Source organism: Lentzea sp. NPDC042327 (genome assembly GCF_040647275.1).
GTDB lineage: Bacteria > Actinomycetota > Actinomycetes > Mycobacteriales > Pseudonocardiaceae > Lentzea.
This window is the reverse complement of sequence record NZ_JBEZBX010000008.1, coordinates 80,934-98,779: the sequence shown is the minus strand read 5'-3', so window position 1 is coordinate 98,779 and position 17,846 is coordinate 80,934. Positions and strand designations below refer to the sequence as shown.

Annotated in this window: 20 protein-coding genes; 12 read left to right on the top strand and 8 right to left on the bottom strand. The window is 70.9% G+C overall.

Going from position 1 to position 17,846, the window contains the following annotated elements; genetic code table 11:
* Window positions 1-94 precede the first annotated feature (94 nt).
* Window positions 95-475 (top strand): hypothetical protein, encoded by a 381-nt coding sequence (locus tag AB0A63_RS21445; protein ID WP_360393998.1) that lies wholly within the window; start codon window positions 95-97, stop codon window positions 473-475.
* Here AB0A63_RS21445 and AB0A63_RS21440 read toward each other — a convergent pair.
* From AB0A63_RS21440 to AB0A63_RS21430, 3 genes are read right to left on the bottom strand one after another with little or no spacing between them, the layout of a single operon-like run.
* On the bottom strand, window positions 472-2,292 hold the full coding sequence (locus AB0A63_RS21440; protein WP_360393995.1) for a dynamin family protein: 1,821 nt from the start codon (window positions 2,290-2,292) through the stop codon (window positions 472-474). The genes AB0A63_RS21445 and AB0A63_RS21440 overlap by 4 nt on opposite strands.
* Window positions 2,289-2,654: a nucleotide exchange factor GrpE gene (grpE, locus tag AB0A63_RS21435; RefSeq protein ID WP_360393992.1), complete on the bottom strand. Its 366-nt coding sequence runs from the start codon at window positions 2,652-2,654 to the stop codon at window positions 2,289-2,291. Before grpE ends, AB0A63_RS21440 begins: the two co-directional genes overlap by 4 nt.
* Window positions 2,651-4,153 carry a dynamin family protein gene (locus AB0A63_RS21430; protein WP_360393989.1) on the bottom strand — a complete coding sequence of 501 codons (1,503 nt, stop codon included), beginning with the start codon at window positions 4,151-4,153 and terminating at the stop codon, window positions 2,651-2,653. Before AB0A63_RS21430 ends, grpE begins: the two co-directional genes overlap by 4 nt.
* A gap of 52 nt (window positions 4,154-4,205) precedes the next feature.
* On the opposite strand from AB0A63_RS21430, the gene AB0A63_RS21425 reads away from it, so the two are divergent.
* The 3 genes from AB0A63_RS21425 to AB0A63_RS21415 all read left to right on the top strand — a co-directional run bounded on the left by AB0A63_RS21425 (window position 4,206) and on the right by AB0A63_RS21415 (window position 6,672).
* On the top strand, window positions 4,206-4,643 hold the full coding sequence (locus AB0A63_RS21425) for a hypothetical protein (protein ID WP_360393986.1): 438 nt from the start codon (window positions 4,206-4,208) through the stop codon (window positions 4,641-4,643).
* A gap of 184 nt (window positions 4,644-4,827) precedes the next feature.
* Entirely contained in the window at window positions 4,828-6,006 is a 1,179-nt protein-coding gene (locus tag AB0A63_RS21420) for a sensor histidine kinase (RefSeq protein ID WP_360393984.1), read from the top strand.
* Window positions 6,007-6,015: 9 nt separating this feature from the next.
* A complete protein-coding gene (locus AB0A63_RS21415) occupies window positions 6,016-6,672 on the top strand; it encodes a response regulator transcription factor (protein ID WP_360393981.1) in 657 nt (218 codons plus the stop codon).
* Here AB0A63_RS21415 and AB0A63_RS21410 read toward each other — a convergent pair.
* Genes AB0A63_RS21410 through AB0A63_RS21400 form a run of 3 tightly spaced genes read right to left on the bottom strand, consistent with a single transcriptional unit; the run spans window position 6,669 to window position 8,571 of the window.
* Window positions 6,669-7,586, bottom strand: a complete 918-nt coding sequence (locus AB0A63_RS21410) for an SDR family oxidoreductase (protein ID WP_360393978.1) — start codon at window positions 7,584-7,586, stop codon at window positions 6,669-6,671. The two genes, AB0A63_RS21415 and AB0A63_RS21410, sit on opposite strands and share 4 nt — an antisense overlap.
* Window positions 7,567-8,043 carry a pyridoxamine 5'-phosphate oxidase family protein gene (locus tag AB0A63_RS21405; protein ID WP_360393975.1) on the bottom strand — a complete coding sequence of 159 codons (477 nt, stop codon included), beginning with the start codon at window positions 8,041-8,043 and terminating at the stop codon, window positions 7,567-7,569. The genes AB0A63_RS21410 and AB0A63_RS21405 overlap by 20 nt, the downstream gene beginning before the upstream one ends.
* Window positions 8,044-8,571, bottom strand: coding sequence for a helix-turn-helix domain-containing protein (locus tag AB0A63_RS21400; RefSeq protein ID WP_360393973.1), 528 nt, complete (start codon window positions 8,569-8,571; stop codon window positions 8,044-8,046). It lies immediately after the preceding gene.
* Window positions 8,572-8,619: 48 nt separating this feature from the next.
* Between AB0A63_RS21400 and AB0A63_RS21395 the strand changes: the two genes are divergently transcribed.
* Window positions 8,620-9,408: an HAD family hydrolase gene (locus AB0A63_RS21395; RefSeq protein ID WP_360393970.1), complete on the top strand. Its 789-nt coding sequence runs from the start codon at window positions 8,620-8,622 to the stop codon at window positions 9,406-9,408.
* A gap of 26 nt (window positions 9,409-9,434) precedes the next feature.
* Here AB0A63_RS21395 and AB0A63_RS21390 read toward each other — a convergent pair whose 3' ends face one another.
* On the bottom strand, window positions 9,435-9,869 hold the full coding sequence (locus AB0A63_RS21390; RefSeq protein WP_360393967.1) for a PPOX class F420-dependent oxidoreductase: 435 nt from the start codon (window positions 9,867-9,869) through the stop codon (window positions 9,435-9,437).
* 131 nt (window positions 9,870-10,000) lie between these two features.
* Between AB0A63_RS21390 and AB0A63_RS21385 the strand changes: the two genes are divergently transcribed.
* The 3 genes from AB0A63_RS21385 (at window position 10,001) to AB0A63_RS21375 (ending at window position 12,660) form a co-directional block, all read left to right on the top strand.
* A complete protein-coding gene (locus AB0A63_RS21385; protein WP_360393964.1) occupies window positions 10,001-10,912 on the top strand; it encodes an ATP-binding cassette domain-containing protein in 912 nt (303 codons plus the stop codon).
* Between the two features lie 5 nt (window positions 10,913-10,917).
* Complete coding sequence (locus tag AB0A63_RS21380; RefSeq protein ID WP_360393961.1) at window positions 10,918-11,667, top strand: hypothetical protein; 750 nt, start codon at window positions 10,918-10,920, stop codon at window positions 11,665-11,667.
* A gap of 90 nt (window positions 11,668-11,757) precedes the next feature.
* Window positions 11,758-12,660 carry an ABC transporter ATP-binding protein gene (locus AB0A63_RS21375; protein WP_360393959.1) on the top strand — a complete coding sequence of 301 codons (903 nt, stop codon included), beginning with the start codon at window positions 11,758-11,760 and terminating at the stop codon, window positions 12,658-12,660.
* Here AB0A63_RS21375 and AB0A63_RS21370 read toward each other — a convergent pair.
* A complete protein-coding gene (locus AB0A63_RS21370; RefSeq protein WP_360393956.1) occupies window positions 12,626-13,777 on the bottom strand; it encodes a S8 family serine peptidase in 1,152 nt (383 codons plus the stop codon). The genes AB0A63_RS21375 and AB0A63_RS21370 overlap by 35 nt on opposite strands.
* Window positions 13,778-14,037: 260 nt before the next feature.
* Here AB0A63_RS21370 and AB0A63_RS21365 point away from each other — a divergent pair, with 260 nt between their 5' ends.
* The 4 genes from AB0A63_RS21365 to AB0A63_RS21350 all read left to right on the top strand — a co-directional run bounded on the left by AB0A63_RS21365 (window position 14,038) and on the right by AB0A63_RS21350 (window position 17,846).
* Window positions 14,038-14,442, top strand: coding sequence for a hypothetical protein (locus AB0A63_RS21365; RefSeq protein WP_360393953.1), 405 nt, complete (start codon window positions 14,038-14,040; stop codon window positions 14,440-14,442).
* A 68-nt stretch (window positions 14,443-14,510) separates the two neighbouring features.
* Complete coding sequence (gene trmB / locus AB0A63_RS21360; RefSeq protein WP_360394809.1) at window positions 14,511-15,155, top strand: tRNA (guanosine(46)-N7)-methyltransferase TrmB; 645 nt, start codon at window positions 14,511-14,513, stop codon at window positions 15,153-15,155.
* Window positions 15,156-15,287: 132 nt separating this feature from the next.
* Window positions 15,288-16,394 carry a nitric oxide synthase oxygenase gene (locus tag AB0A63_RS21355; protein ID WP_360393950.1) on the top strand — a complete coding sequence of 369 codons (1,107 nt, stop codon included), beginning with the start codon at window positions 15,288-15,290 and terminating at the stop codon, window positions 16,392-16,394.
* A gap of 294 nt (window positions 16,395-16,688) precedes the next feature.
* The gene (locus AB0A63_RS21350) at window positions 16,689-17,846 is read left to right on the top strand and encodes a histidine kinase (RefSeq protein WP_360393948.1); all 1,158 of its coding nucleotides are present in this window, start codon (window positions 16,689-16,691) and stop codon (window positions 17,844-17,846) included.

Genomic DNA, 17,846 nt, shown 5'->3' with positions numbered 1-17,846 from the left:
GACACACCTCCTACACCTTCTGCGTACCGGTCTGACCTACGTTATGCCGGTTTGGTTCCACCGCCAACCACACCCGCCGACCGGAGGAACAGTCATGGCAGTCGTGTTGCGCTGCTCGTCGCGTACGCGGGAGGTCGACCTGTCGGGCTCCCGAGGGTCGGTCGCGCAGGCCGCCGACCTGTTCTTCTGCACGGGCGGGCGGGTGGAGACGGAGCTGACCGACCCGGCCCCGTACGAGACGTGCCTGCGGGCACTGGAGGTCCGGGTGACCGGGGGCGAGGTCGTGGTCGACGTGGTGGACCAGGAGCTCGTGGTCAGCGGTGGGGCCGAGCACCTGGCGGTGCTGGGCGAGGTGCTGCGCGATCTGGCCGAGGAGGCGGACTTCGACCACCACGTGCACGTCGACCACTTCCCGGGCCACCACCACCTCGCCGAGGAGTCGTGGCCGCTGGTCGTGCAGGTCACCGAAGCCTAGGTGCGGTCGCGGACCTGGCGGATGCGGCCCAGCAGCTCCTCCGCCTTGGACCGCCCCGACTCCACCTCCGCCAGCTGACGCGTCACGGCCTGGAGCTCGCGGCCGCGTTCACCGGCCTCCATGCGGAGGGCCTTGTCGACCTCGCGCAGCTCGGCCTCGATGGCCTCGATCCGCTTGGCCAGCGCCTCGTCCAGCGCCAGCGACAACGCCTGTTCGGCCTCGATGAGCTGTTCGGCGGCGAGCTGGTCGACCATCGACCGCGCGTCGGCGATGGCGTCGGAGAGCCACTGCTTGACGTGTTGCTTCTCGGCGGTGTGGGTGCGGGTCCTGGCCATCCACCAGCCGGCGCCCAGGCCCAGCGCGATGGTCACCGGCAGGACGATCGGGTTCAGCGCGGCGATGCCGAGGCCCGCCAGCGGCATGACGGCGAGCTTGCCGGCGCCGAGGCCGCCGGAGACGCCCATGAACACCAGCAGTTTGTCCTCTGCCGTGGGTGGGCGTTTCTCCTTGGGGCGCAACACGACCGGGGGGCGCTCGCCGCGGGCGAACTGGCCGCGGATCAGGGTCAGCTCGTCGGGGCTGAACAACGAGGACAGCACGGTGTCGGCGATGGCGGCCAAGCGCACCGACAGCACGGTGGAGATGCGGCTGGAGACGACCTGCAGTGCCGTGTCGACCTGGGCGGGCAACGCCGCCAGTGCCGTGCGGTCGGCGGTGTCGATGGCCTGGCGGTACCAGGTCTGCAGGTCGCGCATCTGGCGGGAGATCTCGTGGGAGTTCTCGACGCGGGCGCGCTGGACCTCGCCGCGCAGGCGGACCTGCCAGCCGCGGGTGGAGGAACGGCGCTCGGTGACGAGCTCCTCGCGGCGGGCGCGCAGCACCTCCGCCTCGTCCTCGCCGACGGACAGGGCGCGCTTCTCGTGGTCGAGGCGGATGGTCAGCTCGGCGAGCACCGTCGTCAGTGCGCGCAGGGCGTTGGCCTCGGCGAGCATCCCGGCGCGGCCGGAGACCAGCTCCTGCAACGAGGTCTGCAGCGCGGCGACGCCGGAACGCTCGCGGAGCATCGCGGCGGCGTCGGGGTTCGGGGCCTGGGCGGCCATCTCGAACATGCGGGAGGAGACCGGGAACCACGCCGCCTCGGCGAAGCGCGGGGCGTGCTCGGCCAGCAGGGCCGTGTTCGCGTCCTGGACCTGGCGCCAGCCGCGGTACCGGTCGGTCTTCGTCAGGGCGAAGACGACGGTCTCGACCCGGTCGCCGACGCGCTTGAGGAAGTCCAGCTCACCGCGGGTGAACGGGGAGGAGGCGTCGACCACGAACACCAGCGCGGTGGCGGAGGTGACGGCCTCCAGGGCCAGCTCGCCGTGCACGGACTCCAGCCCGCCGACCCCCGGAGTGTCCACAACGGACATCCGCGAGAGCAGCGGGATCGGCGCGTCGACCTCGACGTAGCGCGGTGGCAGCTCGCCGGGCGGCAGCTCGTGGGCCGCGGACACCCAGTTGATCAAGGCGGGCAGCGGGAACGACACGGGCGCCAGCACGCCGGGGTAGCAGGCGCGGGCGGCCCAGTCGGGGCCGTGCTGGAAGACCAGGTAGGTCGAGGTGGCCACGTCGGCGTCGACCGGCGACAGGCCCGGTGCGGCCAGCAGTGCGTTGACCAGCGACGACTTGCCGCGGTTGGTCTCGCCGACGACCACGACGGACGAGGTCTCCGGCACCGAGCGGCGGGAGACCCAGTCGGCCATCGCCGGGTCGAGGTCGCGGACCACCGCCGTGAGGCGTTCACGGGTCGCGCGGACCGTCTGCGGGAGGTTGCTCATCGGGGCGTGTAGACCGTCACGATCGGTGCGCGCAGGACCCGGCCGCGGTCGCAGAAGCCGGGGACCTCGGTCTCGGCGACCAGGCCGAGCAACGACACGTCGTCCGTCGGCACCGTGCCGCCCGCCTCGTGCTGCGCGGGGTCGAACCGCTGGCCGTCCGCGCGGACCGCGACCACTCCTATGGACGACAGACCTTCCTCGATGCGCTGCACCACGCCGGAGCTCGCGCGGTCGAGCGCGTACAGGCAGAGCTGGACCAGTGCGCGGCGTTCGGCCAGCGCCTGGTCGAGCAGCTCGTCGGCAATGGTCTCCACACCAGCGTCCGACGCCAGGTCCGCCGGATCGGTTCCACCCACGCTCATCGGTGCCCCCCAGCACGTAGTTGCTGCCAAATGAGGAAATACGCCCTGTGGACGACGTGCGCCACCCGGGCCTGCGCCGGCGTCGCGCCGAAGGAGGCGAACGAACGCCACCAGCCGGCCCGTTCCAGCGCGAACGCCTGCAGCTCCGCCACCGGACGGCCGGGCAGTCCCAGCCGGCCGGACACGCCGGGGGTGCTGCCCAGCCGCAGCACCTCCTCGGTCAGGTCCGGCGCCAGCACCACCGCACCCGACGAGACCAGCGTCAACGCCTCCAGCAACCGCAGCTGGTGCGCCTCCGGCCGGGCCAGCAGCACCTCGATCGCGTCGTGCACGCGCTGCCGTTCACCGGGGTCGGCCGCGGCCAGCGACGTCACCGACGCGAGCGCGGCCGCCGCCTTGATGCCGTCGGCACGGGAGCGGAACACCGCGTCGAGCCGCGCCCGCACGGCGGCGAACCCCGACGCGTCGAACAGCACCCGCCGCAACGCGCCGGCGGTGAGACCGGGCTCGGCGTCCAAGGCGGCCAGTGCGCGGCCGATGCCGTACAGGTCGAGCTTCTCCAGCAACCGCGACCGCACGCCCGCCGGCACCGCGCAGTCCCACGACGTGAAGAGGTCGCCGGACATCAGCATCATCGTGCGGGTGTCCGCGTCCAGCGCGGCCAGCTGCCGCAGCGCGTCGGCGTCGGCGGAGGTGAACTCGCCGGTCTCCGCGGACTCGGCGAGCAGGCTGATCACCGGCAGCACGTCGGCCACCCGCGGCTTGAGCAGCTCGGCCTGCTTCGCCGCCAGGATCTCGGCGGCGCGCCACACGTCGCCGTCCGACCCCGCGACCGACTCCGGGGCGACCGCGTCGACCTTGTTCAACGCCGCCACCGCGTTGACCGGCCCCGCCTCCCGCGACGCCGTGGCGGCCGTGAAGGCGGCCAGCGTCTGGTGGTCGTCGGCGCGCACCCCCTGCGTCACGACGTACAGCACGGCCTCGGCGCCGGCGACCGCGTTGCGCGACACCGGGTCCAGCAGCTCCTCGGTCCGCGCTACCGAGCTCGCGTCCAGGGAGCCCAGGCCGGGCGTGTCGATGACGGTGAAGTCGCGCAGGACCGCGTTCGTCAGGTAGGCCTCGATGTGCGAGACGCCGTCGAGGCCGAGCGAGGCGGGGATCATGCCAGCCGCGTCGAACGGCAGCACCTGCCGCCGCCCGTCCTGCAGCACGACCTCGATCCGGTCGACCGTCCCGTACTGGTACCGGGTCACGAGCCGCGTGCACTCGCCGACGTCGGTGGGTGCGACCCGGCGCCCGATCAAGGCGTTGACCAGCGTCGACTTGCCGGACTTGATGCGGCCGGCGACCGCGACCTGCAACGGTGCGTGCAGCCGGCGCAGGACCTCCTGGAAACCGGCGGCCGTGGCGGGGGAGACCTGCTGTTGCAGCGCGACGCACAGGTGGGCCACCGCCGCGCAGAGCGGGCCGGCCAGTTGTCGTCCCTGCAACGCCGTCACGTCCGAATCCTGCCACGGTTTGTGCACGTACGTACTCGGGTAGCCACCGTGCATGGGTGACAGCTACGTGACGTTCCTAGTGCTGGGGATCGTCCTGGTCGTCGTAGACGGCCAGCTGATCTACCGCAGTGGCAAGGAATACCTGAAGCGCGCGGCGTACGACGACGACCAGGCCGGCGGCATGATGAAGCTGACGGCCGTCCTGTTCCACCTCGTCGTGCTCGGCCTGCTCGCGTTGGTCTCGACGATTGGCATCGAGACCGGTGACGCGGTGAAGAACGTGGTCGTGAAGCTGGGGATCGTGCTGCTGCTCCTGGCACTGGCCCACGGCGTCACGATGGCGATCCTGGCCAGGATCAGGGATCGCCAGGTGCAGCAGCAGCTCGCCGACCAGATGGCGGAGGAGCACCGCATCTACGAGGAGCGCCACGCACATGTGAGCGACCCGCGACCCGCACCGAAGATCGAGTCGCCCTACTCCGCGAAGTAGTGCGCGCGGACGGCGTCCAGTGCAGATGAAGGCAGGGCAGCTACCACGGTGCCCTGCCTTCGTCCTGTCGTGAGCACGCCTGCGGTGCATCAACCCCTCGACACAGGAACTCACTCCGAGGTAGTACCCGGTGTCAGCCCGTGGCGCGACGCGCGGAAGTTCGACTCGCACCTAACCTTGTCCGGTGCGGCGATTCAGCCTGTGGATGAAGGCACACCCGGCGTTCGGGGACTCCCTGATCGCCGGGATCTTGGCGTTGTTCGACCTGGCAGCGGGTGTCGCAGGCGTCGACCGCGGCCTGTCCGTGTCCGCGTTCCTCGCCGTCACGCTGCTGCTGCTCGGCCCGCTGCCGTTCCGGCGCTACCACCCGGTCGGCTCCAGCTACCTGATCCTCGCGGGCGGGTTCCTGCAGCTGTTCACGCACGGCGGGTGGGAGACCGGGCTGCCGGTGCGGATGGCCGACTTCGCAATGGCCATCGCGCTGTACACGCTCGTCGCGTACATGGGCCGCAAGGCCGGGTTGATCTACCTGGCCTGGCTGATCGCGGGCACGCTGCTCTGGGCGGTCTTCCAGGTCGGCCAGCCAGAGGCCGTCCTGTTCGTGTTCATGATCTTCGTGATCTTCGGCTTCAGCTGGGCGATGGGCGAGTTCATCGGGGCCCGCCGCGCCTACCAGAACGAACTGGAGCAACGCCTCAAGCTGCTGGAGACCGAGCGCGACCAGCAGGCGCGGCTCGCGGTCGGCGAGGAGCGCTCCCGCATCGCCCGCGAGCTGCACGACGTGGTCGCCCACGCGGTCAGCGTCATGATCGTCCACGCCGACGGCGCCGCGTACACGATCCGCAAGCAGCCGGAGGTCGCCGAGAACGCCGTGCGCACGATCGCCGAGACCGGCCGGCTCGCGCTGACCGAGATGCGGCGGCTGCTGGGCGTGCTGCGCAGCGAGGACTCCGAGACGCAGTGGGAGCCGCAGCCCGACGCGCGCGGTGTGGTCGAGCTCGCCGAGAACGCCCGCGCGGCCGGGGTCCCGGTCCGCCTGGAGATCACCGGCGACGTCGACGACCTGCCCGCCGGTGTCGGCCTGAGCACCTACCGGATCGTGCAGGAAGCACTGACCAACACCATCAAGCACGCGGGCACCGGTTCGACGGCGACCGTCCGGCTGGCCCGCACGCCGGAGCAGCTGCACCTCGAGGTCGTCGACGACGGCTTCGGCACACCGCACGACGTGGTCAAGGTGTCCGGCGGCAACGGTCTCATCGGCATGAGGGAAAGGGCGGCGGTGCTGGGCGGTGAGTTCGAGGCGGGCCCCAACCCCGGTGGTGGCTGGCGCGTCCGCGCGGTCTTCCCGCTCGCCGCATAGGGTGATCACGTGATTCGGGTGCTGCTGGTCGACGACCAGGAACTCATGCGCATGGGCTTCCGCATGGTGCTGGGGGCGCAGGAGGACATCGACGTCGTCGGCGAGGCCGCCGACGGCCTGGACGCCGTGCAGATGGCCGACAAGCTGCGGCCCGACGTCGTGCTGATGGACGTCCGCATGCCCGTGCTCGACGGGGTCGAGGCGACCAAGCGCATCACCGAGGCCGACACGGCCAAGGTGCTGGTCATGACGACGTTCGACATGGACGAGTACGCGCTGTCGGCGTTGCGCAACGGCGCCAGCGGGTTCCTGCTGAAGGACACCCCGCCCGGCGACCTGGTCTCCGCGCTGCGGGCCGTGGCCTCCGGTGACGCGGTGGTCTCGCCGTCGGTGACGAAGCGGCTGCTCGGCCGGTTCCTCGGCGACGGCGGCGGTGAGCTGCGCGACGCGACCGTGCTGGACGTGCTGACCGAACGCGAGCGCGAGGTGCTCGTGCTGATCGCCAAGGGCCTGTCGAACACCGAGATCGCGCGCAAGCTCTTCCTGTCGGAGGCGACGGTGAAGACGCACGTCGGGCGGATCCTCGCGAAGCTGGAGCTGCGAGACCGGGTGCAGGCCGTGGTACTGGCCTACGAGACCGGTCTCGTCCGCCCCGGTGACGCCTAGCGGTAGTCCTCCGGGTCCGCCTCCACGGTCTGACCGGCCCTCCGCGGCTTCGCCACCTCGTCGTACCAGCGGCCCCAGTCGGGCTGCGAGCCGTCGAGGTCGGTGAACCCGTACTCGCGCATCAACTTCCACGACGACAGGCACCGCCCGGCGAACCGGCGCCGGTCCGGGTCCGCGGCGAGGTGCGCGAGACCGCGGCCGAGGTAGTGCGGTGTCTCGGACAACGCGTAGTCCGGCACGTCCTTGACCGCGTCGCGCCAGTTCGCCTCGGTGACGCCGAAGCCCTCCAGCATCTGCTCGGACCGCAGGAACCCCGGCGTGGCCGAGAGCGCCGTGACGTTCGGGTGGTCCTCCAGGTCCTTCGCCAGCACCTCGCCGAACCGCCGCACCGAGCTCTTCACCGCGTCGTACGGCAGGTTCACGAAGTAGGCGTCGCCGTCCTCGCCGTCGGTCACCTCGACGACGAGCCCGTCGTCGGACTTGAGCACCAGCGGCACCAGCCGGTGGATCGCGACCAGGTGCGACTCGACGCCGTTGCGCCACATGCGCAGCTGCCGGTCGAGGTCGTGCTCCCAGAACTTGCCCCACTCGACGAGGTTCTCGCCGCCCCAGGCGTTGTCGACGAACACGTCGAGCCGGTCGATGCGCGCCGCCAGCGCGGCCACGTCGGACGGGTCGGTCAGGTCGCACCGGACCGCGATCCCCCTGCCCCCGGCGGCGTCGACCAGTTCCGCGGTGTCCTCGATGGTCTCCGACCGCCCGACCTCCGACTGCCGCGTGCGCGTGGTCCGGCCGGCGACGAACACCGTGGCCCCCGCGGCGCCCAGTTCGACCGCGATCGCCCGGCCGGCACCGCGCGTGGCGCCGGTGACGACGGCGACCTTCCCGCTCAGGTCAGGGCTTCTTCGCGACACGACGAGCTCCCCTTCCCTCGTGCCAGGACACGACGACCATCTCGTCGCCCTCGACAGTGATCGACACGACCTCGGTGACGTTCATCCGGAACAGGTCCAGGGCGTCCGGCATCCAGCCGGTGCGGTCGTACAGGTCTTTCAGGTAGTCCTCCTTGTCCGTCCAGAACTCCGCGGTGCCGCTGATCTTCGCGTCACCGGCCTCCGCCATCGAGGCGGCCGTGGTGGTGCAGTGCAGCGAAAATCGCGGGTCACGCCGCAGGTCGCGCGACTTCAGCGAGTCGAGCATCATGCCCGTCCACAGTTCGCCGCGCGCGAAGTCCGGTTCCACACCGCTGAGCCGCGGTGCGCCGTCCCTGCGCAGGGTGGCGATCAACGCGTGCCGGTCAGCGGCGAACCGGCCCTCCACGAACGCGGCCAGCTCGGGCTCCTCGGCCGCGAACTCCGCCCAGGTCGCCATTCAGCGCATCCCTTCCAACACCAGGTCGACGTCTTCCTCCATGCGTGCCATCAGCTCTCCGCGCGGCCGGATCGACCAGTCCATGGCGATCCCGTACACCAGCGCGGCCAGCACGCGCGCCGCGTTCGGTGGCAGCCCCTCGGCCGCGCACAGGACCTCCAGCTCGGCCTCCATCGCCGCGTAGTGCCCGGCCAGCAACGCCCGCAGCTCCGGGTCGATCAGGTCGACCCCCAGCTGTGCCAGGTTGTTCGTCGCCACGACCGGGTCGGCCAGCCGGTCGAACCAGGTCAGCAGCGCCGCCCGGACACCGCCCGCCTCTCGCGTCCTGCGGACGACGTCCTCCGTTCCGGCCCTGGTCAGCGCCTGCAGCAGGCCGCTCTTCGAGCCGAACCGCTTCGCCACCGCACCGACCGACACCCCGGCCTCGGCGGCGACGTCCGCCACCGTGAACTCCGGGCCGCGCCGGTCGATCACGGTCGCGACCGCGGTGAGGACGCGTTCGTCGGAGATGGTGCGAGGCCGTGCCACCGCGTTAGTGAACCACAGTTCACTAACCTTCGCCTAGGGTGGCTCCACGTGAACTGGAGACCGCACCTGGTTGCGCTGGACATCGACGGAACCCTCACCGGAGTCGGCTCGAACGACGTCTCACCCGCCGTGAAAGCCGCCGTCACCCGTGCGGCAGGCCACGGCACGTACGTGGTCCTGTGCACCGGCCGCAGCCTCATCGGCACCACCCCGGTCGCCCCGCAGCTGCCGGTCTCCCTCGCGCTGTGCTCGAACGGCGCGGTGTGGTGGGACCCGGCGACGGCGGAGATCACCCGGCGCACGACGTTCGAACCGGGCCCGACGATCAGGACGTTGCAGGCGCTGCTGCCCGGTTCGGTGTTCGCGGTCGAGCAGACCGGTGTCGGCAACCTCTCGCTCGGCAGCTTCCTGCCGCACGACCTGTGGGGCGAGACGACGCAGGCGACCTTCGAGGAGCTCGCGGCCACACCGACCCCGCGGCTGGTGATGCGCTGGCTCGACCACACCCCGGCCGAGCTGGCGTTCGCCGTGCGGGAACTGGAGCTGCCCGGCGTCTCGTGGAGCGTCGACCACACCGAGGCGTGGCTGACCGCGGTGCCACCGGGCGTCACGAAGGGCTGGGCGCTGGAGGACCTGCGGAAGTCGCTGGGGGTCGACGCCGCGGACACGCTGGCGATCGGGGACGGCTCCAACGACGTCGAGATGCTGCGGTGGGCGGCACGCGGGATCGCGATGGGCCAGGCACCGGCGGTCGTGCAGGCGGCGGCCGACGAGGTGACCGGCACCGTCCTGGAAGACGGTGCCGCACAGGCGCTGACCCGCTTCTTCCCGGCCTAGCTTCCACGGCATCTGCGAGCAAGGGGTCAGGTTGCCACGTTCGTCTTGGCCACGACCTTGTCGACCTTCACGCGGACGACCATCTCGCCGGGCACTCCGTTGCGCTCGGCGTAGGCGTCGGCCTGGTCGTCGCCCATGTAGCGGGCGGCGGTCCGGCCTGCCCAATACCTCAGCTGCTCGGGGTCCTCGTCGGTCACGGCGCGGCCGGTGATGGTGACGAAGTTGAACGGCGGCGTCTCGTCGTCGAAGCACAGGGCCACCCGGCCGTCGCGCAGGATCGACTTGCCCTTGACCGTGTCGCGCGCGGTCAGGAAGACGAGGTCGGGGCCGTCGAGGTCGACCCACACCGGCGCGATGTGCGGTGAGCCGTCCTTGCGGGTGACCGCGAGCTTGCCGGTGCGGGCCGGCGTGGCCAGCACGAACTCACGCCACCAGCCTTCGGGAGCATCCGTGTATCCCATGTGGCTCATTCAACTACGACCGAGGTAGCGCCACCGGACGACGGAAGTTGACGCACGCGCAGACCGCAGGGCGATGTGGTGGCACCCCTCGCCGCAGGAGAGTTGTCCCATCACGAAGAGGGGACGACACCATGATCGAGGCAATCGGCCTCACCAAGAGATACGGCAGGACGGTCGCGGTCGACGACCTGTCGTTCACCGTCCACCCTGGACGGGTGACCGGCTTCCTCGGTCCGAACGGTGCCGGCAAGTCGACCACGATGCGCATGATCCTGGGGCTCGACCGTCCGACGGCAGGCCGCGTGCTGATCGACGGCAAGCCCTACGCGGAGCTGAACCGTCCACTGCGGACGGTCGGGGCGCTGCTCGACGCGAAGTGGGTGCACCCCAACCGGAGTGCGCGGGCTCACCTGCGCTGGCTCGCGAAGTCCAACGGGCTGCCGGACGGGCGCGTGGACGCGGTGCTCGACGCCGTGGGCCTGACGCAGGTGGCGGGCAAGAAGGCCGGTGGGTTCTCGCTCGGCATGTCGCAGCGGCTGGGGATCGCCGGGGCACTGCTCGGTGACCCGGGGGTGCTGCTGTTCGACGAGCCGGTGAACGGCCTGGACCCCGAGGGCATCCTCTGGATCCGCACGTTCATGCAGAACCTGGCCGCCGAGGGCCGCACGGTCCTCGTGTCGAGCCACCTGCTGTCGGAGATGGCCCTGACGGCCAGCGAGCTCGTCGTGATCGGCCGGGGGAAGCTGATCACGCAGAGCACCACGCAGGAGTTCATCGACCGCTCGACCGGCAACTCCGTGCTCGTGCGCAGCCCGCAGCTGTCGAAGCTCGGCCCGCTGCTCGTGGACAAGGGCTTCACGGTTCGTGACGGCGCCGACGGGGCGTTGTCCGTATCGGGTGCCACCAGTGACCAGATCGGTGACATCGCGGCGGCGAACGGTGTGGTGCTGCACGAGCTGAGCCCGCAGCGCGGTTCGCTCGAAGAGGCGTTCATGCAGTTGACCGGCGATGCTGTCGAGTACCACGCAGAGATCGGGAAGTGAGTCTGATGACCCTGTTGGCAGTCGAACGGATCAAGCTCTTCTCGACCCGCTCGCCGTACTGGTGCAGCGCACTCGCAATCGTGCTGGGCGTGGGCCTCACCGCGATCATCGCCGCGGCCAGCGAGGGCCAGGTGTCGCTCGGTCTGACCCAGATCGGCAGCGCCCAGCTCGCCATCGCGGTCGTGCTGGTGATGGCGGCGATCGCGGTCACCACCGAGTACCGCTTCGGCACCATCCGCTCGACCTTCCTCGCGGTGCCGAACCGCACGTCGGCGCTCGTCGCGAAGACCGTCGTGGTCGCGTTCATCGCCGGTGTGCTCGGCGAGGTCATCGCCTTCGGCTCGGTGGGCATCGCGAAGCTGCTGTCGTCGGGCTCCGACCTGGCGATCAACACGGCCGCGGAGTGGCGGCACGTCGCCGGGGTCGGCCTCGTCTACGCCATCGGCGCGGTCATCGCGATCGCCGTGGGGATCATGGTCCGCCAGACCGCCGGTGCGGTCTCGATCCTGCTCGTCTGGCAGATGGCCGCGGAAGGCCTGATCGGGTTCATCCCCAAGGTCGGCACCAAGATCCAGGCCTGGTTGCCGTTCACAAACGCCACCCACTTCCTCTCCATGGGCGCGGAGAGCCCGGAGCAGGGTGGGGCGGGCATCGACTTCAAGCTCAGCCAGTGGGGGTCGCTGGCCTACTTCGCCGGCATCGCGGTCGCGTTGCTGGTGGTCGCGCTGATCGTCGCGAAGCGCCGGGACGCGTGACCGGTTCCAGGTAAAGGGGGAGCGGGACGCAGGTCATCCGTCGGGGGCGACCTGCGTCCCGGTCAGTTCTTCCAGCGAACAGGAGAGGCCATGATCGAGGCAGTGCGGTTGCGCAAGCACTACGGCAGCACCAAGGCCGTCGACGACCTGTCGTTCACCGTCCGACCGGGCCGCGTGACCGGTTTCCTCGGACCGAACGGCGCGGGCAAGTCCACGACGATGCGGATGATCCTCGGCCTCGACACCCCCACCGGGGGCGACGTCACGATCGACGGCAAGCACTACGCCCAGCTCAAGCAGCCGCTGCGCAAGGTCGGCGCGCTGCTCGACGCGAAGTGGGTGCACCCCAACCGGTCCGCCCGCTCGCACCTGAAGTGGCTCGCGGTCTCCAACAAGATCCCGGTCAGCCGGGTCGGCGAGGTGCTGGAGGTCGTCGGCCTCACCGAGGTCGCGCACAAGAACGCGGGCGGCTTCTCGCTCGGCATGTCGCAGCGGCTCGGCATCGCGGGCGCGCTGCTCGGCGACCCCGAGGTGCTGCTGTTCGACGAGCCGGTCAACGGCCTGGACCCCGAGGGCATCCTGTGGATCCGGCAGTTCATGCACCGGCTCGCGGACGAGGGCCGCACGGTGTTCGTGTCGAGCCACCTGCTCTCGGAGATGGCGCAGACCGCGCAGGACCTCATCGTGATCGGCCGCGGCCGGCTGATCGCGCAGACCACCACCGAGCAGTTCATCGCCGACGCGACCCAGGACACCGTCCGGGTGCGGTCGCCGCACGCCGCGAAGCTGCGCGAGGTCCTCGCGGCGCACGCGACGGTCACCGACGCCCCGGCGAGCGGAGCGCTGGTGGTGCAGGGCATCCCGGCGCAGCAGATCGGTGAGCTCGCCGCGGAGCACCAGGTCGTGCTGCACGAGCTCAGCCCTCAGCGCGGGTCGCTGGAGGACGCGTTCATGCAGCTCACCAAGGAGTCGGTGGAGTACCAGGCGCACTGACCCGTTCCGGCTGCGGGCGGCGGCGCGACCGGGCGGTGGGCAGCGCGATCAGCAACGCCGTGAGCAGCGCGACGCCGCCGGCGGTGCCGGCGACGAACGGCAGCCGGTCCTTCACGACGACCTGCTGCGCGACCCGTTCCTGAGCCACCGCGGCCGGCGCCGGGTCGGTCGACGGCGCGGGCGGCGGCAGCAGCGGGTTGCGCTCCACCGGCGGCAGCTGGGCCGCGACGGCGGCGGCCGGGTCGACCAGGCCGAAACCGGTCCGGTCGTCGCGGCCGGGCACGTCGACGTCCTTCGCGGTCCTGATCAGCGCGTTGACGACGTCCTTGGCCGCCATGTCCGGGTGCTTGGCCCGCACCAGCGCCGCGGCACCGGCCACGATCGCCGACGCCGCGCTCGTGCCGTCCATCTCGGCGTAGCCGCTGGAGTACACGCTCTCCGGCGCGGCGGTGACGATGCCCTCGGCGGGTGCGGCGAGCACGGTGCCCGCACCGACGTTGGAGGACTTCCACGGCTGACCGGTGCGGTTCGTGCCCGCGACCGCGATCACGCCGCCGATGTTCGCGGGCGCCGAGACCGCCTTGCCCTCGTTGCCGGTCGCGGCGACGAGGACGACGTCCTTCTCCACCGCGTAGTTCACGGCACGGACGAGGCCCGGCGTCGTCGAGCCGGTGAAGCCCAGCGACAGGTTGATCACCTTGGCGCCGTGGTCGGTGGCCCACCGGATGCTCTCGGCCACGACGTCGAGCGCGAACTGCGTCTTCTCCGCGCTCGCGACGGGGAGGACCTTCGCGCCGGGCGCGATGCCGAGGGCCCCGCCGTTGCGACCGGTCCCCGCGATGATCGCGGCCATGGCGGTGCCGTGCCCGTCGGTGTCGGTGGTGCCGTCGGTGCCCTTGGAGCTGCCGAAACCGGTGCCCGGCAGGACGCGTCCGACCAGGTCCGGGTGCCTCGCGTCGACACCGGAGTCGATCACGCCGACGATCACGCCGTCACCGCGGGTCTGGGCCTGCGCGCCGTAGACGTCGAGCGCGTCGAGGTGCCACTCCTGCTCCTCGATCGTCTGCGCGGCGAGCAGCAACGGCAGCACGACGGCGAGAGCGGGGAGCAGTGGCACGTCGGGTACATCGTGTTTCCGCTGCGCGGCGCAACGTGCCCGGGGTCACACTCAGCGTAATAGTGGTGTTAACAACCCGTGAAACACCACTATTCGGACATCCCTCACGTTTGAGTTGGCGTTCAATGGGGTTATCCCGAGGCCGGAGGTGGCCAGTGGTTCGTGTCGAAGCAATGCTCGGCCTCGAATGGGCTAGTGCGCTCGAGGCGCCCAACTCTCTTGATCTCGCTCTGTCCCCTGCAGACGCACGCAAGTCGTGGGTGAACAAGGGCGACGAAAACCAGGTCCTCGCGATGTACCGGTCCGTTCGAGACGTCGAGGACGCACCTGCACCCTGGTGGCTGCGCGCGCTCGACCGGGGCAGACTCCGGTCCCGCGCCGAGGGTCACGCCGTCGAGGACGCCGTCACCGAGCTCCTGTCGTCCCGCCCCGGCTGGGTGTACGTGCCGTGGGCCGACTTCGGCGAGGTCGGTTACTGGGAGTACGTCCCCTCCGAAACCGGTGTCTACGGTCCGGCGACACCCACCACCGTCCAGTTCACCGACTCCCACCGCGGCTGGATCCACCTGGTGCCGGCGCACCGGGGTCCCGGTCAGGCCCAGCCGATCGACTTCACCGTCGCCGACCTGCGTGCGCAAATCGAGGACATCGAGCTCATCGCCTAGGCTGTCCGGTCGTGACCAGGCCTGAGCACCACCGTTCCATCGTCAGCTTCGTGCAGCGCGGCGAGCGCATGACCGTGGGGCAGGAGCGCGCCTGGGACACCCATTGGGAGAAGCTCGGCCACGACGTGAAGACGCTGCCCGAGGGGCCGCTCGACTTCACGTCGTGGTTCGGTCGTCCCGCACCCGTCCTGCTGGAGATCGGTTCCGGCATGGGCGAGACCACCTCCCAGCTCGTGGCCGCCGCGCCCGAGCTGAACTACGTCGCCGTCGAGGTCTACAAGCCCGGTCTGGCCCAGCTGCTGCTGCGCGCCGAGCACCTGGGCGGGCTCGACAACCTGCGCGTGCTGCGCGGTGACGCCGTCGACCTGCTGACCGACCACGTGGCACCCGCGTCGTTGCACGGTGTGCGGATCTTCTTCCCGGACCCGTGGCCGAAGAAGAAGCACCACAAGCGCCGCCTGGTGCAGCCCGAGTTCGTGGCGCTGCTGGCCTCGCGGCTGGAGCCGGGTGGCGTGCTGCACCTCGCCACCGACTGGGAGAACTACGCGGAGCAGATGCTCGCGGTGTGCTCCGGCGAGCGGCTGCTGACGAACGTGTACGACGGCTGGGCGCCGCGGCCGGACTGGCGGCCGGTCACGAAGTTCGAGCAGCGGGCCGTGAACGAGGGGCGCGTGTCGCACGACCTGATGTTCAAGCGGAACGACCTCACCTGATCGAGGTCTCAAGCTGCGGCGTTCACCACTGCGGGTCCTGCTGTCACCCGATCAGGTGGCAGGTGTTGATCACCCGATGTGCCCCGAGTGGCAGTGACGCGTGAGGCCGCCGCGGAATTAGGTTCTCGCTCCGTGACCCCCGACGTCCTCCCCGTCGCGGAGGAGTTCGTCCGCATGTTCCACGCGGCGCACTCCGACGCAGGCTCGCTGTCCGCCCGCATCGCTCAGGTGCGCGCCGAGATCGCCGAGACCGGAACCTACCGCCACACCACCCACGAGCTCGCCTACGGCGCGCGGATCGCGTTGCGCGACTCCGGCTGGTGCACCTCCGGGGTGCCGTGGCGGCGGCTCAAGGTCCGCGACCTGCGCGGATACCGCAACGCCGCCGCGGTGGCGGGCGAGTGCGTGGAACACCTGCGGCTGGCGACGAACGGCGGTGAGATCCGGCCGCTGGTGACCGTCTTCGCGCCGGACGCGCCCGGCTCGCCGGGGCCGGTGATCTGGAACGAGCAGCTGATCCGGTACGCCGGGTACGCCGACGGCACCGGCGACCGGCGCTACGCCCAGTTCACCGAGACCGCGCAGGGCATGGGGTGGCGGCCGCCGGCCCGCAGGTCGCGGTTCGACGTGCTGCCGCTGGTGGTGGAGACGCAGCACGAGGGGCCGCGGCTGTTCACGTTGCCGCCCGAGGTCGTGCACGAGGTGCCGCTGGAGCACCCGACGCTGCCGTGGTTCGGCGAGATGGGGCTGCGCTGGCACGCGGTGCCGGTGATCTCGAACATGCGGCTGTCGATCGGCGGCGTGCACTACCCGGCGGCGCCGTTCAACTCGTGGTTCGTCGGCGCGGAGATCGGCACCCGGTCACTGGCGGAGGAAGGCGCCTACGGGATGGCGCGCGTGGTGGCGGAGGCGATGGGCCTCGACACCTCGTCCGAACGCACGCTGTGGCGGGACTTCGCGACCGTTCACCTGAACGCGGCAGTGCTGCACTCGTTCGACCAGGCGGCCGTCACGATCACGGACCACCACGCGGAGGCGCTGCACCGGCTCGCCTGGCTGCGCTCGCGCCAGCGCCCGTCCGCGGCCCGTCCGGCCTTCCGGCTGGACCCGGCTGCCGCGGCGCGCGCACGGACCGGTGCTCCGGCGCGCTTCACCGCCGCGGTGGACGAGACGCGTCCGCAGCCGACCAGCAGGCTGGCCGAGCTGCTGCGCCAGCAGAACTCCCTGACCAGCGTCTGACTTCCCCACCACACGCTGGTCGCGCACCTAGTGCTTGGAGTCGATCAGCACGCCCGACAGGGCCATGAGGGCAAGGACCAGCAGACCGACCACAGCGGCGGCCCAGGTGAACACGACTGACAACACGACGTCCTCCGTTCCCCGACTTCAGCTCCTCCAGAGTCCGTGACCGGGGCGTGATCCGGCATCCGCCGTGAGGGTATTTCCGCAGGTCGCCCACTCAGCCTTCTGGCTGATGGCGTCCCAGACCCCGGTCGGACGCGGGATCAGACCTCCGGCTTTACCGTGTACCGGGTGGAGAGCACGGATCTGAACTGGCGGTTGCTCGCCAAACGCCAGTGGCCGCTGGCGCTCTCGCTCACCGGCATCGTCATCGCCGAGACCGGCTCGATCACCACCGACCTCGGCTGGTGGCAGGTCCCCGGCGTGCTGGTCGTCTGCGCGATCGCGGTGCTCGCGCCGCGCCGGCCGTTCGACGCGGCGCTGGCGCTGGCCTTCGCGGTCGTCTGCACCGCCCTGTACCTGCGGTTCCTCGGTGTGGCGTTCGAGCCGCACTTCTTCGTCAGCGGCGTGAACATCTCGGTCACCGGTGCCGCGATGGCGACCATCGCGATCCTCGTGCGGGAAGGCTCCTCCTGGCGTGTGGTCGCGGGCACGCTGCTGGTCATCGCGGCGGTCATCACGGCGGAGGTGCTGGGGTGGCCGGTCGTGTCGGCCACCGAGTACCGCGAGTGGCGGCCGGACCCGACGTCGTACCTGTTCGGCGCCACCATCATGCTCGTCCTCGCGGTCGGCACCGGCCTGTACTTCCGCGCCCGCGACAACGAACGCGCATCCCAGCTGGCGGCCTCCGTCGCCGCCGCCCAGAACGCCGAGCGGATGGCGTTGGCGCGCGAGCTGCACGACGTGGTGGCGCACTACGTGACGGCGATCGTGGTGCACGCCCAGGCCGGGCAGGTGAACCGCGAGGTCGACGTGCTGCCGTCCATCGCCGCGTCCGGCGCGGAGGCGTTGACGGCGATGCGGCGCCTGGTCGGGACGATGCGGGACGGGACGTCCACCGGACCGGCCGCGTCCTCGTCGCTGGAGGACGACGTGCGCGCGCTGGCGGAGGAGTCGGAGCTGCCGGTGCGGCTGTCGTTCGACCTGCGGGACGCGGTGCCGCAGGAGCTCGCGCGGTCCGTGCTGCGGCTGGTGCAGGAGTCGTTGACCAACACCAGGAAGCACGCCGCCGCTGTGTCCTCAGTGGACGTGGAACTGTCCTCTGGCGACGGTGTGCTGCGGCTGGGCGTGGCGGACGACGGCGTCGCCTCCGGCGTTCCCGTCGGGGGGTCGGGCGGTTACGGGATCGTGGGGATGCGCGAGCGGGTGGAGCTGCTCGGCGGGACGTTCTCCGCAGGCCGACGCGAACCGACGGGGTGGACGGTCCGCGCCGAGCTGCCGATCAGCTAG